This is a genomic window from Oceanobacter kriegii DSM 6294 (genome assembly GCF_000422845.1).
Lineage (GTDB): Bacteria > Pseudomonadota > Gammaproteobacteria > Pseudomonadales > Oceanobacteraceae > Oceanobacter > Oceanobacter kriegii.
Genome location: NZ_KE383931.1, coordinates 419810 through 435052, shown reverse-complemented (window position 1 = coordinate 435052; position 15243 = coordinate 419810). Strand labels below are relative to the sequence as shown.

General features: G+C 54.9%; 10 protein-coding genes and 1 tRNA gene. 6 read left to right on the top strand and 5 right to left on the bottom strand.

Annotation, left to right across the window (positions count from 1 at the left end):
* The 3 genes from G516_RS0115255 to G516_RS0115245 all read right to left on the bottom strand — a co-directional run bounded on the left by G516_RS0115255 (position 1) and on the right by G516_RS0115245 (position 4469).
* Positions 1 to 76 (bottom strand) — tRNA-Val (locus G516_RS0115255).
* Positions 77 to 207: 131 nt separating this feature from the next.
* A complete protein-coding gene (locus tag G516_RS0115250; RefSeq protein WP_028294369.1) occupies positions 208 to 3324 on the bottom strand; it encodes an efflux RND transporter permease subunit in 3117 nt (1038 codons plus the stop codon).
* Positions 3325 to 3326: 2 nt separating this feature from the next.
* Entirely contained in the window at positions 3327 to 4469 is a 1143-nt protein-coding gene (locus G516_RS0115245; protein ID WP_028294368.1) for an efflux RND transporter periplasmic adaptor subunit, read from the bottom strand.
* Positions 4470 to 4735: 266 nt separating this feature from the next.
* On the opposite strand from G516_RS0115245, the gene G516_RS0115240 reads away from it, so the two are divergent.
* Both G516_RS0115240 and G516_RS0115235 read left to right on the top strand, forming a co-directional pair.
* On the top strand, positions 4736 to 6664 hold the full coding sequence (locus tag G516_RS0115240) for an ATP-binding cassette domain-containing protein (protein WP_028294367.1): 1929 nt from the start codon (positions 4736 to 4738) through the stop codon (positions 6662 to 6664).
* The gene (locus tag G516_RS0115235) at positions 6661 to 7212 is read left to right on the top strand and encodes a hypothetical protein (protein ID WP_028294366.1); all 552 of its coding nucleotides are present in this window, start codon (positions 6661 to 6663) and stop codon (positions 7210 to 7212) included. The genes G516_RS0115240 and G516_RS0115235 overlap by 4 nt, the downstream gene beginning before the upstream one ends.
* Before the next feature lie 93 nt (positions 7213 to 7305).
* Here the strand turns inward: G516_RS0115235 and G516_RS0115230 are convergent, their stop codons facing one another.
* The gene (locus G516_RS0115230) at positions 7306 to 8097 is read right to left on the bottom strand and encodes a hypothetical protein (RefSeq protein ID WP_028294365.1); all 792 of its coding nucleotides are present in this window, start codon (positions 8095 to 8097) and stop codon (positions 7306 to 7308) included.
* Positions 8098 to 8649: 552 nt separating this feature from the next.
* On the opposite strand from G516_RS0115230, the gene fadB reads away from it, so the two are divergent.
* Entirely contained in the window at positions 8650 to 10815 is a 2166-nt protein-coding gene (gene fadB, locus G516_RS0115220; protein ID WP_028294364.1) for a fatty acid oxidation complex subunit alpha FadB, read from the top strand.
* Positions 10816 to 10835: 20 nt separating this feature from the next.
* Positions 10836 to 12017, top strand: coding sequence for an acetyl-CoA C-acyltransferase FadA (gene fadA, locus G516_RS0115215; RefSeq protein ID WP_036536729.1), 1182 nt, complete (start codon positions 10836 to 10838; stop codon positions 12015 to 12017).
* A 138-nt stretch (positions 12018 to 12155) separates the two neighbouring features.
* Here the strand turns inward: fadA and G516_RS0115210 are convergent, their stop codons facing one another.
* A complete protein-coding gene (locus G516_RS0115210; RefSeq protein WP_028294362.1) occupies positions 12156 to 12734 on the bottom strand; it encodes an NnrU family protein in 579 nt (192 codons plus the stop codon).
* Between the two features lie 127 nt (positions 12735 to 12861).
* Here G516_RS0115210 and G516_RS0115205 point away from each other — a divergent pair, with 127 nt between their 5' ends.
* On the top strand, positions 12862 to 13737 hold the full coding sequence (locus G516_RS0115205) for a DMT family transporter (protein ID WP_051219485.1): 876 nt from the start codon (positions 12862 to 12864) through the stop codon (positions 13735 to 13737).
* A 710-nt stretch (positions 13738 to 14447) separates the two neighbouring features.
* Positions 14448 to 15134, top strand: a complete 687-nt coding sequence (locus tag G516_RS22810) for a GntR family transcriptional regulator (RefSeq protein ID WP_051219484.1) — start codon at positions 14448 to 14450, stop codon at positions 15132 to 15134.
* Positions 15135 to 15243 lie beyond the last annotated feature (109 nt).

Below are 15243 nucleotides of genomic sequence, written 5' to 3'. Positions count from 1 at the left end.
TGGTGGGTGATGACGGGATCGAACCGCCGACCCTCTGCTTGTAAGGCAGATGCTCTCCCAGCTGAGCTAATCACCCCCTGAAAGCGAGGTCGCATTCTACGCACAGGGCGCTTTGTGTCAAACACTATTTTTCAATTTTCTTAAACTTTTTCAGTGACTTGCGAAATGCTGGCCCGATTGGCTGTGTAACAATCAGCTTTGTCGATTTTATACACGGCCGAGGCTGCGATCTGATCGTCTGTCAGCCAACACCAGTAAACAAGGCGTCAGAATCAGTGTCAGGACGGTAGCAAAGGTCAATCCACCGGCAATGGCGGTGGAAAGTTGGGTCCACCATTGCGATGACGGTGCGCCGACACTGAAATGTCGATGAATCAGATCGATGTTCCACTGGAAAACCATCGGCATCAGGCCTAATACCGTAGTGATCGCGGTCAGCAGAACCGGCCGTAAACGTTGCGCGCCGGTTCTGAGGGCTGCTTCGATGGCGTCCAGGCCGTCCTTGCGGAGGCTGTTGTAGGTATCAATCAGAACGATGTTGTTGTTAACCACAATACCGGCCAACGCAATAACCCCAACACCGCTCATCACAATGCCGAACGGCTCTCCCCGAATCAGCAACCCCATTAATACGCCGACAATCGACAGCACAATGGCGCTGAGGATCAGTCCAGCCTGGTAAAAACTGTTGAACTGGGTCACCAGAATGGTTGCCATCATGAAAATGGCAATGCCAAAGGCGGTGCCAAGAAACTGGCCGGTTTCGGCCATTTGTTCAAAGTCGCCGCGGAATCGGGGTTCGACGCCAGCCCCTTGCCAGTCCAGCGAGGCCATCTTCTCGCTCAGCTGCTGGATCTTTTCAGTGGCGTTGACGCCGTCTTTCACGTTGGCGGTAAGGCGATAGCGCCGTTTGCCGTCAATTCGCACCAGATCGCCACCACGGGGCTCTGCGGTTTGGGTCATAAACTGGCTCACCGGCACCAGACCATAAGGGGTGGTCAGATTAAAGCCGTCCAGATCGTCCAGAGTGCGTCGGTTTTCCGGGTAGCGCAGCACAATATCCACTTCATCATCGGTGAAATCCGGTTGGAAGCTGCCGACGACCTGACCGCCGGTCAGCATTCGCACCATGTTGCCAGCCGCCGATATGGACGCGCCAAAACGCGCTGCTTGCTCGCGGTCGACGCTGAGCTTCCACTCAATGCCCTCCAGCGGGCGATCGTCGCGAATGTCCTTGAGGTCCGGATCTGCTTCAAAAATGGCCCGCACCTGATTCAGCAGCGGCAGAATGGCTTCAGCACTGTTGGCGGTCAGTTGCAGTTGTACATCGGCACCGCCCGGCGGACCGCCTTGCTGTTTACGGGTTTCGATCAGAATACCGGGGATCGCGGCGGCTTGCTGTTCAATGTCGGCCAATACGGCGTTGGCGGAACGGCGTTGCTCCCAATTGCTGAGTTCCAGCTGAATACGGCCAATCAGATCCGGGGCGGAATCGTTGGCGGGTTTGGCCATGGTGGTGGTGTAGATGCTGTCGACTTCGTCCATGTTGAAAATCAATTTCTCAACTTGCAGCACCAATGCTTCCCGCTCGGTGATCGACAAATTACCGCGGGCACGGATATCGACCATGGTGATGTCACTGTCGACATCCGGGAAAAACTCGACGCCGTGGCCGTATTTGCCGTACAGCATGAACGAGCCCACCATACTGGCGATGGCAACCAGCAATACCAGCAAAGGGTGGCGCAGAGCCAACCGCAGCAGCTTGACGTAGCCGCCGGCAAAGCCACCGATACGTTCGAACTCACCACGTTCAGCGGCGAGTAAACGCGCCACGGCAGGGTCTGAACCTTGCTGTTTATGGGCCATCAGGCTGCCAATAGCAGGTACCACAATCAGCGCCATAATGAGTGATGCAGTGAGGGTGTACAGCAGGGTTAGCGGCAGGTACTTCATGAATTCGCCAGTGGTGCCGGGCCAGAACAACAGTGGCAGAAACACCGCCAGTGTGGTGGCTGTTGAGGCAATAATCGGCCAGGCCATGCGCTTGGCGGCAGCGGCGTAGGCTTGCTTGGGAGTAAGACCCTCAGCCAGTTTGCGGTCGGCCAGTTCGGTCACCACAATGGCGCCGTCAACCAGCATGCCAACCGACAGAATCAGAGCGAACAACACCACCATGTTCATGGTGCTGCCACTCATACTGAGCCAGATAATCCCCATCAGGAAGGCACCGGGAATAGCGATGCCGACCAGAATGGAGTTGCGAATCCCAAGGCTGCCCAACACCAACACCATCACCATCAGGGTGGCGACCAGCACGTTGTTGAACAGGTCGTTGAGCATGGTGTTGATTTCTTTCGAACCATCCTGAATCACCTGGGCTTCCAACCCATCTGGCCAATAGGGTTTAACGGTGTCGATGACACTGCGCACCTGATCCACGGTATCGATGATATTGGAGCCAATGCGCTTTTTGATTTCCAGGGTGACCGCCGCCTGACCGCCAACCCGGGCGGCGCTGCTGCGGTCCTTGTAGGCCAGTCGGCCAACCGCAATATCCCGGAACAGCACCACCTGATCGCCGCTGACCTTGATCGGCATATTGAGAATGTCGCTGATGTTTTCCACCAGTCCGGGAATGCGAATGGCAAAGCGGCCGGCGTCGTTTTGCAGGTCTTCACTGGCCACCAGTGAACTGTTGTTGCGTACCAGCTGAGCCAGATCGTTCATCGACAGGCCGTAACTGTCCATGCGCGCGGGGTCGACCACAATTTCGGCAATTTCTTCCCGTTTCCCCTGAATCGCAGCTTCCAGAACGCCGGGCAAGGACTCCAGCCGGTCTTGCAGGTCGCTGGCAACAGCGTACAGCTCGGCTTCGTTGACATCCCCCGCCAGCGTCACTACGGCAATCGGAAATAACGCAACGTTAATCTCCATCACCTTGGGCTCATGGGTATCGTCGGGTAAGTCGGCGCGAGCATCGTCGACCTTTTGGCGGACATCCAGCAGCGCCTGGTCAACGTCGACGTCGGTGTAAAACTCCAGAGTGATCGATAGGTGGCCCGTAGTCGCGGTCGACACCATTTCCTTCAGACCATCAATGCCCCGCAGTTCGCGTTCAAGAGGCTTGTACAAGAGGCTGTCGGCGTCATTGGGGGAAATGCCATCGTGGGCAACCGACACGTACACAAAGGGTACGGCAACGTCTGGCGAGCTTTCCTTGGGAATGGTCAGCAGGGTCATGGTCCCCGAGATCATCACCAGTGCAAACAGCATCAGTACCGTTCGGGTGCGGCCCAGAGCCGCATCAATCAGCGCAAACATGATTATTCCCCTGCGCTGATCGCGTGCTGGCTTGAATGGGCGTTATGGGATTTCTGCGGTGGCTCGTTATCCCAGACCGGAATAACGCTGTCGCCGATATCCACAAAACCGGCTCCCTGAGTGATCAGGTGAAGCGGGGATGGGCCAAATACCCACACGCCATTTTGTTCCGCGTCTTCCAGTTCAACGGGTGTAAAGGCGACGGTATTGTCGGCCGTGACGGTTTTCAATCCCATCTGGCCGTCCGAATCCAGCATCAGCAATGCCGGTGATACCTTGTAGGCCGGACGGGTTTGCAACGGCAAAATCAGCTTGGCGCTTTGGCCCGCCGGTATGGCCCGGTTCTCGGAGTTGACGACCTCCAGCTCTACCCGGAAAGTGCGAGTGGCGCTGTCGGCCTGTACGGCGACAAAGCGGAGTTTTCCCGGCAGCACCTCGCCTGAGAGGAGTCTGGCTTCACCGTCCATGCCGGCTTTAACGTTGGCTACCTGATTCTCTGGCACCTGAGCGATCACCTTGAATGGCGATACGTCGACCAGTTGCAGCAGTGTCGTGCCATCTTTGGCAAAGTCACCGATTTCGACCATGCGCTGGTTGATAATGCCGTCAAACGGCGCGCGAATACGGGTGGCATTCAGCATCAGCTGGGCCGACGTCAGCTCGGCTTCGGCATTGGCAAGGGCCGTTTCTACCTGCGCCATCTGGGACGCATTGGTCAAGCCGCTGGCCTGCAGCTTTTCGGCGCTCTGTTTTTCCAGTTTGCGCTGTTTGAGACTGGCTTCGGCCTGTTTTACCCGAGCTGGCCAGTCGCGTTGGTCGAGTTCCAGCAGCAACTGCCCCTGACGAACCCGGTCACCTTTCTGAGCATGCAATGCCACTACTTTGGCGCGAATTTCGGATACCAGCGTCACTTCCCGTCCCACCGCCAGCTGCGCCGACAACTCGATATTTTGTTGATGCTGAACGGCTGTCAGAGTGGCTGCCTTGACCCGCATTTTGTCGCTGTGGTGGTTGGGTTCTTCGGTGTTGTTGGCAGCGGTTGACTGTGCTGACGAGTCGGCCGATGGGCCGCTGAGCATCCAGCCGACGGCGGCGACAACAATCATGGCGGCCAGTAAATAACCCTTGTTGATCGAAGAAGGCATGTGTCCGTGTCCTGTTGTTTATTTTGAGTGCCAGCAGGTGAGGGGGCTGCTGGCGGTGTCATTCGATGACAATTTCGGTGACGGTGGTTGATCATAGATCAAGCGACTATTTGATTGAATGACAAAGAGTGGATGAATGCCTGTTCTATTTTGTCGCACGCAATGACGCTGTTAACTGGCTCGGGCTGCCAGTAAACTCTCCCTCTTTCTGAAATAACCGCATTCACTGGCGGCAACGAGTCAGTGAATGCCCGCAGGCTGTATTTATGGTGTTGGTAAGTTTGAAGCAGGCCGAGCTGGCCTTTGGTGACCACGTCTTGCTCGACAAGGTCGACCTGGATATCCAGTCCGGCGAACGGGTGTGTGTGGTCGGGCGCAACGGCGAGGGCAAATCGACCTTGCTGAAAGTGCTGACGGGTGAGGTGACCACCGACGATGGCGTCGTGCAGCGTCGTGATTTGCTGAAAATGTCAGTGCTGCAACAGGCGTTACCGGCCAAGGTGGATATTCCGGTGTACGACGTCGTGGCGCAGGGCCTGGGCCAGTTGGGCGAAGACATCGCCGCTTACCACGACGAAACCATGAAAGGCGAACACGCCAATCTGGATTTGCTGGAAAAGCTGCAAACCCGCATTGAAAGCCAGGACGGCTGGAGCTGGCAGCAAAAGGTGGAAGCCATTATCCAGCGCCTGAACCTGCCAGCGGAAACCAGCTTTGCCCGCCTCAGTGGTGGCTGGCAGCGTCGTGTGATGTTGGCTCGGGCATTGGTGGTGGAGCCGGAATTGCTGATTCTGGACGAGCCAACCAACCACATGGACATTGCTACCATCCAATGGCTGGAAGAGCAGCTGAAGCAGTTCCAGGGTTCATTGGTATTCATCAGTCACGACCGGGCCTTTGTGCAGAACCTGTCGACCCGCATCGTCGAGCTGGATCGTGGCAACCTCTACAACTGGAACGGCGATTACCACTCCTTTATTGAATACCGTGAAAAACGTCTGGAAGACGAAGCGGCCCAGAATGCGCTGTTCGACAAGCGATTGGCGGAAGAAGAAAAATGGATTCGTCAGGGCATCAAGGCTCGTCGAACCCGTAACGAAGGCCGCGTTGAGCGTCTGAAAGAACTGCGTAAAGAACGTGGTGCCCGCCGTGACCGTCAGGGCACCGCGAACATCGCCATGTCTTCCAGCGATGCCTCCGGCAAGATCGTCTTCGAACTGAACGACGTGTCGTTCGGTTGGGAAAACAACCCACAGGTCGATACTTTCTCGACCATTATCCAGCGTGGCGACCGCATTGGTCTGGTTGGCCCCAACGGGATTGGTAAATCGACCCTGCTAAAACTGTTGCTGGGCAAGCTGGAGCCACAAAGCGGCTCACTGAAAGTGGGCACCAAGCTGGAAGTCGCTTATTTCGACCAGTCCCGCGAATTGCTGGATGACGACAAGTCGATTGCCGACAACGTCGCCGACGGCAAGGACCACGTGATTGTGAACGGCGTCAGCCGCCATGTGATTGGCTACCTGAGTGACTTCCTGTTCCCGGCAGAACGTGCCCGTACACCTGTTCGAGCCTTGTCTGGTGGTGAGCGCAACCGGGTATTGTTGGCCAAGTTGTTCCTCAAACCCTGCAACCTGCTGGTGATGGACGAACCGACCAACGACCTCGACGTGGAAACCCTTGAGCTGCTGGAAGAGCGCTTGATGGAATTCGACGGCACCTTGTTGCTGGTGAGCCACGACCGTGCCTTCCTGGATAACGTCATCACCCAGATGTGGGTGTTTGAAGGTGCAGGCCGCATCGACGAACAAATGGGCGGTTACAGCGAATGGGAAGAGCGCAAGAAAGCGCAGGAAGCCCAGTTCAAAGCAGTTGAAAAAGCCAACCAACAGAAACAAAAAGCCCAGCAGGCGAAATCCGAAAACAAGGCCGCTGCACCGGCTGCGAATGCCAAAGCGGCTGCGCCTGCCAAGAAGCTGTCGTACAAACTCCAGCGCGAGCTGGACATGCTGCCAGACCAGATTGCGGAAGCCGAAGCCGCTCGTGATGCGCTGGCCGAGCAAAGCAGCGCAGCGGATTTCTATGCCGGAGATCAAGACACGGTACAGCGGGTATTGGCAGACTTGTCCGCTGCCGAAGCGAAGCTGGAACAGCTGGAAGAGCGCTGGCTGGAACTGGAGGAAATGGCTTCATGACATGGCTGATCATCGTCTTTGTGGTGATGGCCCTGATTGGCACCATCTACAGCATGCGCCCCAGCGCTCGTGACCGTCGTTTGTCGGAATTGCGTCTGGCGGCCATTCGCAGTGGCATTCAGGTGCGTCAGCAAACGTTCCGGGTGGATGCTGCCAAAACCGGTGTGCGGGAAGACATTACCGCCACCGGCTACACCCTGATGATGCCGCAGCCGCCTCACGGAGAGAAAGCGCGTCAGCAATTGCTGTTTCGTATCGTCGGTCAGGAAGGCTGGGAAGCCGCTGGACTGCCTGATGGTTGGGCCTGGCACGACCTGCCTGAAGCCAAAGATCACGAAGCGGCGGTTGCCCGGGCGGAGGCTCTGGCACCGCAACTGGTGCGTTTGCTGTCGTCGATGGACGATGAGCTGAAAATGCTGGAAGTGTACGAAAACCGCATTGTGCTGTTTGCCGCCGAACAAAAGAGTGCGTCGGCAGAAAAGTACCTGAAAGTGCTGGAAGGCCTGCGGCTGATGGCTGATGAATTAGTGTTGCAGCGCATGCGCTAGCTGTTTTGAACCGGATGCCAGATACATAAAAACGCCACAGTTGGGCTACCAACTGTGGCGTTTTGCTATCTGGATGTCTGAAAGGGCGGCGTATCAGGAGCTGTGAATACGGCCTTCCAGTTCTTCCAGGTGACGGATGATACGGTCGTTGTAGCTGATCACCAGAAACGGTACGTCCATTTCGTGCTGACGGGTGATGGAGTTACGCAGGAAGCGCCATTTATTATTGATGTTGTCCATCAACACATACGTAGAACGCTGGTTGGCAGCCGATTTCAGGTCGTTGAGGCGAAATTCAAACGCGCTGGTCAGTTCCTGCATGCTGTTGCGGTACTGGCTCAGGAACTCCTCATCCATGGTGACGGAAGAGCTGGCGGCGTAGTGGGTGGTCATTTCCTGCAGCAACAACGCCATTTCACGGGTTTTCTCGATCATCGGGTCGGCCGGGGTTTTGCCCGCAATTTTCTGGTACACAGCGCCAATCTGATTTACCAGGTCTTCGTTGAGCCGGTTCAATCGCTCAACAGACTGTTCGTCGGCATAGCCAAGGTCTTTAACCGCATCGCGGTTGGCTTGCAGCGAACGTGCAAATGACAGCCAGCGCTGGCGGATTTTCTCGACTTCAGCGGCGTGGGCGCTGCCTTCAGACTGTTCACGGGCTTTTTCGATCGCCACCTCGAACGATTCCATATCAGAATCCATTCGACGGGCGTATTTGCGGTCGCCTTCAAGGCCGGTGTACATAAAGAAGTCGGTCATAACCCCAACGGACGCAAGGCGCATATGCTGCAAGTGTTGCATCAGGGTATTGGATTCGGCGTGTGCCGACAGCGTGGATAGCATCAGGGCAGCAAGCAGCCCGAGCGAGCGGATGGCTGTGATCATGGTGTGGCCTCTGTCTTCTTGTCTCTGTTTTATTTTTATTCTTCCACCGGCGCCTCTGGTTTCTTCTGTGGAAACCTTGGAAAACGCGGCGTGCGGGCCCAAATCTGTGTTCGGTGCTCTCGCAACATTAAGATCAACGTGCCACATCTTAAGCCAGCCGGTGCGGCTTGTCCCGTATTAGTACCTTGGTACTAGTGCGTATGGCCGGAATAGATGCGTTTTCAATGTCCACTCATGGCGATTTGGTTATGAATGCTTTTTGTGGCCTTGAACGCAGTCACTTTGTCTGAACCGGGGCTATTCTTTAACAGTCCATAAAGCCGGTTATTTGATTACGGCGTCGCGACTGTTGACTTTGGCGGCGTATTCAAGGAAGGTTGCTGTATATTCAAACGGTCGTATGAATCACTTGTTTGAAATATTGCTGTCAGATGGCGACGCCCCGAGGTATCGCCAATCGCAGCAAGACAGCAGAATAACAATGACTACTGCTAACAACGCCTCAGAGCACCAGCAGTCCCAATCGCTAACTTCACACTTGGAGATCAGTTGATGATTTACGAAGGTAAAGCCATCACGGTAAGCATGATCGAAGGTGACATCGCCGAACTGAAGTTCGACCTTCAGGGCGAATCCGTCAATAAATTCAACCGCGCTACCTTGCAGGAACTGGAACAGGCCACCAAAGCCGTTGCCGCTGCTGACGGGGTAAAAGGCGTACTGATCAGCTCTGGCAAGGATGCTTTCATTGTCGGTGCCGATATCACTGAATTCGGCGGCTACTTTGCTGGCAGCGAAGAATCCATCGTCGAGTGGCTGGGTTTCGCCAACTCCATTTTCAGTGCGGTGGAAGACCTGCCAGTTCCAACCCTGTCGGCCATTAATGGCGTTGCACTGGGTGGTGGTATGGAAATGGTACTGTCGACCGACCTGCGAGTGATGGCCGACAGCGCCAAAATCGGCCTGCCGGAAGTGAAACTGGGCATCATGCCGGGCTTTGGTGGCACCGTGCGTCTGCCACGTGTGATTGGTGCGGATAACGCCATCGAATGGATCTGCATGGGCAACGAGCAGCGCGCCGACAAAGCGCTGGCTGACGGTGCAGTGGATGCGGTATTCCCTCTTGAAAGCCTGCGTGAAAATGCCATCGCGATGCTGAAATCCGCGATTGCGGGTGAGCTGGATTGGCAGCAGCGTCGTGCCGACAAGACTGGCAAGATGAAGCTGAACCCGATGGAATCCATGATGGTGTTTGAAACCGCCAAAGGATTCGTTATGGGTCAGACCAAAGGTCAGTACCCGGCGCCAATCATGGCCATCAAGACCATGCAGAAACACTGCAGCATGACCCGCGAAAAAGCCCTGGCGGCTGAAGCCAAGGGTTTTGCAACACTGGCCAAAACCACCGAAAGCCAGGCATTGATTGGTCTGTTCCTGAACGACCAGCTGCTGAAGAAGAAAGCCAAGGATTACGACAAGGTTGCCAAGCCGACCAACAAGGCGGCGGTATTGGGTGCCGGCATCATGGGTGGTGGTATTGCCTACCAGAGCGCCTACAAGGGCACACCGATCCTGATGAAAGACATCAACGAAGCGGGCATCGAGCTGGGCTTGTCTGAAGCCAACAAACTGCTGTCCAAGCGCGTTGAAAAAGGCAAGATGACTGCTTACAAAATGGGTGAAGCGCTGAACCGCATTCGTCCAACCCTCAGCTACGGCGATTTCGGCGACGTCGATGTTGTGGTTGAAGCGGTGGTTGAAAATCCGAAAGTCAAAAAAGCCGTATTGGCTGACCTGGAAGATCAGGTAACCGAAGACACCGTGGTGACTTCCAACACCTCGACCATCTCCATCGACCTTTTGGCCGCTGACCTCAAGCGTCCTGAAAACTTCCTTGGTATGCACTTCTTCAACCCGGTACACATGATGCCGCTGGTGGAAGTGATCCGTGGTTCGAAAACGTCGGAAGAAGCAGTTGCCACCGTGGTTGCCTACGCCAAGAAAATGGGCAAAACCCCGATTGTGGTGAACGACTGCCCGGGCTTCCTGGTTAACCGTGTGCTGTTCCCGTACTTCGCGGGTTTCTCTGCGCTGGTGCGCGACGGTGCCGACTTCCAGAAAGTCGACAAGGTGATGGAGAAGTTTGGCTTCCCAATGGGCCCGGCCTACCTGCTGGACGTAGTGGGTATTGATACCGGTGTGCACGCCAACGAAGTAATGGCTGACGGCTTCCCGGATCGCATGAAAGCCGACTACAAGACTTCGATGGAAGTGATGTTCGAAAACGAACGTTACGGCCAGAAGAACAACAAGGGTTACTACAAGTACGAGAAAGACCGTAAGGGCAAGCCGAAGAAAGTGGTCGACGAAGCCGCCTACGAACTGATCAAGCCTGTGGTTGCTGAATCCAAAGACTTCGAAGCCGATGAGATCATTGCTCGCTGCATGATTCCAATGTGCATCGAAATTGCTCGCTGTCTGGAAGAAAACATCGTAGCGACTCCGGCAGAAGCTGATATGGGTCTGATCTTCGGTATTGGTTTCCCTCCATTCCGTGGTGGTGCTTGTCGCTACATGGACACCGTTGGCATGGCTGAGTTTGTGGCCCTGTGTGATCAGTTTGCGCATCTGGGCAAACTGTACGAGCCAACTGCCCGTATGCGTGAAATGGCCGCCAATGGCGAAAGCTACTTCGGCAACACCGAAGCGGCAGAATAAGAGCGAATCTGGAGATCAATATGACAACCCTGAATCCAAAAGACGTGGTAGTGATCGACGCGGTTCGCACGCCAATGGGCCGCTCGAAAGGCGGTGTATTCCGCAACGTGCGTGCTGAAACCCTGTCGGCGACCCTGATCGACGCCTTGTTCGATCGCAACCCGAACGTGCCAGCCAAGCTGGTGGAAGACATCATCTGGGGCTGTGTGAACCAGACCAAAGAGCAGGGCTTTAACGTCGCCCGCCAAATTGGTCTGCTGACCAAGGTGCCAAAAGAAGCCGGTGCCCAAACCGTTAACCGTCTGTGTGGTTCTGCCATGAGCGCGATTCACACCGCTGCTCAAGCCATTATGACGGGCAACGGCGACGTGTTTGTGGTCGGTGGTGTTGAGCACATGGGCCACGTTGAAATGACCCATGGCTTTGACCATAACCCGGCGTCTTCCAAGCACTTCGCCAAGGCCTCCAACATGATGGGCCTGACTGCTGAAATGCTGGGCAAGATGCACGGTATCAGCCGTGAGCAGCAAGACGCGTTTGCCGCTCGTTCTCATGCTCGTGCTCATCAGGCGACGCTGGACGGCAAGTTCAAGAACGAGATCGTTCCGTGTCTGGGTCACGACGCTGACGGCAAGCAGATTCTGGTTACCGAAGACGAAACCATCCGTCCGGAAACCACCGCTGAAACTCTTGGCAACCTGCGTCCGGCGTTTGATCCAAAGAGCGGCACCGTAACGGCGGGTACCTCCTCTCAGATCACTGATGGCGCTGCGGCCATGCTGCTGATGAGTGCGGAAAAAGCCGAAGAGCTGGGTCTGAAGCCACGTGCTCGTATCGTATCCATGGCTGTCGCTGGTGTGGATGCGGCCATCATGGGTTATGGCCCGGTGCCTGCGACCAAGAAAGCGCTGAAGCGTGCCGGTCTGGAAACCACTGACATTGATTACTGGGAGCTGAACGAAGCCTTTGCGGCTCAGTCACTGCCATGCATCAAAGATCTGAAACTGACCGAAATCGCCGACGAACGTATTAACGTTAACGGCGGTGCGATTGCGCTGGGTCACCCACTGGGTTGTTCCGGTGCTCGTATTTCCACCACGCTGTTGAACGTGCTGGAAGACAAGGGCGGTCGTTATGGTGTCTCCACCATGTGTATCGGTCTGGGTCAGGGCATCGCCACTGTGTGGGAACGTCTGGACTGAGCGCTTTGAGCTTTGCCAGTAGGCATGCTGAGTAAAAACAAAAACGCCCGTCTGAGCAATCAGGCGGGCGTTTTTTGTGGTGCTAATAACTTCTGGACCATAACTCTTGTCGGTCAAACAGCGCCAGGTCGAATCACATCACATAGGCATTGGCGCAATACCTATCAGCAATGCATGCAGCCAGAACGCAAAAGCAGCCCATAGCGCCAAACCAATCACTACGGAGATGCCATCCCGTGCAATCTTCCCTTCGCGCACCACGCCATTCGCACGATCGCGTTTGCGATGAATGATGTAACCCACCACACCCCACGCCAGGAAGGAACCAAACAACAGCACGTCGTGCAGGCCGCCGTTGCAAAGCAAATGACCAAAGGCCCAGGTCTTGATGGCCAACAGCATGGGGGCGCCGGTTTTGGCCTTGATCCAGCTGCCAGGCACCATGGCTGCGCCAACAAAAACAGCAGCAAACACCGTTAGCAACAGGTTGATGTGGTTCATCCAGAACGGCGGAATCCAGAGCCACAAAGGGTCCATACGGGCGGCGGCGTAACCGTGGGCGATCAACCCCAGACCAACGATGGCGCCAATCGAGTGCACCGCGCGGTAGGGAAGTTTGCCAAACTGCTTAATCAGTCGATCTCTCATGTCGGGGGCAAACAGCACCACCGAATGAATCCCCAAAAACAGAACCAGTCCAAGAACAAGCATAATCATGGTGTGCCCCAATTAATCGTTGTAAGCCTCAATGGCGCAGGTATGGTAGCCATTATGCGGCAGTGGCTCCAGAGATCCTCTGAATCACCCTGCTCAGTAAAAACAATAACAACAAAAGGACCCGGCCATGCACGCAGCAGATCAATCTTCATCTTCAACAGGCTCGTTATTGATGGTGACCGCATGGGTATTGCTGGCCTTTGCCGCTAATTCCTTGCTGTGCCGTTGGGCCATGCGGGAATATCACTTCGACCCCGAGCTATTTACTGTTATTCGCCTGACGTCCGGTGCGCTGATGCTGTCGCTGTTGTTTGGTTTCAAGCGCGGTGGCAACGAAAAGCGATCCTTGCCACTGCTGAACCGTCGCAACGGGTTGCTGGGGCTTGGGTTGTTTGTGTATGCGGCGGCGTTTTCGGCCGCTTATATCCACCTCGATACCGGTTTGGGGGCGTTTGTCCTGTTCACAACCGTGCAGCTGACTCTTCAACTCACGGCATTCTGGCGAGGTCAGCGACTGAATGGTTGGCAGGTGGCCGGAGTCTTGCTGGCGATGCTGGGGTTGGCCGTGTTGCTGTTGCCGGGCAGTGAAATTCAACGATGGTGGCCAGTCGTTGTGATGGTGGTGGCGGGTCTGGGATGGGCGGGTTTTGTCGTAATGGGGCAGAGATCAACCAATCCACTGGCTGATGTGCAATCCGCTTTTGTCGTCGCGTCATTTATCTCGGTTTTATTGTTGCCATGGGTGGAACTATCTCCGGTGCCAGAAGGCTGGCTACTGGCACTGGCGTCGGGTGTTGTTGCCTCGGGAGTCGGCTATTTTGGTTGGTATCAGGTGCTGCCCAGGTTGGGCATTCAGCTGGCAGGGCAGCTCCAATTATTGGTGCCACCACTGGCCGTTGGAATGGGTGTGGTGGTGTTGGGAGAGCCCCTGACCTTACTGATGTTGGCGGGAATGGCGCTGATTATTGGCGGTGTTTTGCTGGTACTCAGGTTCAAGCGCTAGGGACTCTCCCTGGCACATTGTCGATATTGGCAAGCAGATGGCGGTTGCTGTGAAAAGCAGGCTGAATGGGGGTTGCTGACGGTCTTGTTATTTTGACTGCCGATTTGGTGCCACTTTGAAAACGTTCTTTTCAGTATTTTCCAACGGCCTGCGGATAAGCCTTTTGATGTTAAGGCAGAGATTATGCTTAACGGCTAGTCATTCTAAAAACCAAAGTTACTAAACGATAAATAAAATAAATTGAAGTCCTTGCCGTTCGTTTATCAAACCTTACCGTACGTCTGAAAAGAATGGGTTTGTTGAGCAAACAAGTGTTCAATATTGTTCTATGCTTATGAAATTTGACTATATATATTGTTGCCAATAGCATAATAAAACGATTATCAATGACTCGGTTCATGCTTTAATGCCGTCTATCGTGACGTCATAACAGGATTGCATCCGGTTTTGTCTATAATCTTGTCACAAAGAACAACAAAGTCCTGACAGTCTGTTACCAGAATTCAGGCTACGCTGGCGCACAGGGTGCGGCCCAAAACCGCAACGGTGGCGGCGTATGCAACAATCTGCAAGGTTATCCACGTTGTTTTACCTGTCCGGATTGAATGCAAATTCATCGCATGTGCTCAAATAAACCGCACAAGCTGGCTGCGTTGTACCCAGCCACTCCGTTACACCGATTAGAATTGCGATAATAGAGGGAATGAACAATGGCATTTGTGGTAGCCGAAAGTCTGGCTGAACAAATCGCTAATCACCTGGCCACCCGGATTATTCAGGGTGACATGGTGAATAACGAAAGAATTCAGGAAGCCCGTATTGTTAATGAGCTTCAAGTGAGCCGTGGTTCTGTTCGCGAAGCTTTGTTGATCCTGCAACGACTTCATCTGGTCACTATCTTGCCGCGTCGCGGTGCGTTCGTCAGTGAGCTGAATGCCGATCGTGTTCGTGGTTTGTACCGCCTGTATGGCAACCTGCTGGAGATGCTGGCGGAGCGTCTGGTTTGGAAAGCCAATGAAAGTGACAAGGTTGAATTGGGTAAATTGATTGAAAAACTACGCAACAGCGCAGCCATCCATGATGAGCACTTGTTCGCAGAAGCCAGTTTTGAGTTGATCAGCGCCGCAGCCATCGTGGCAGACAACGAATACCTGACCACTGCTCTGGAAAACCTGCGTCCGCCTGTGCACCGCACGCTGGCTCTGGCTGTGCGTGAAAACCTCAGCGAAATCGATGAATGCACGCGCTTTATTACCGACCTGGTAGAGTGCTCGCTGAAAGGTGACATCGATTCCGTACCGGCTCAGGTGAACCACTACTTCAAGCACCACAGTGCGCTGGTGATTGGTGCCATCGAAAAAGGCGAAGCAGGGGAAGTAACCGCCGTTAACGCCTGATTCCGGCCGCTACTCTGATCGTATGGGGCTCGCCAGAGCCCTTATTCCCCCTGTTTCTGTCAGTTTGACCGCTATGGACACTCTCGGCAGCCCAGTGCTCGGTCTGAAT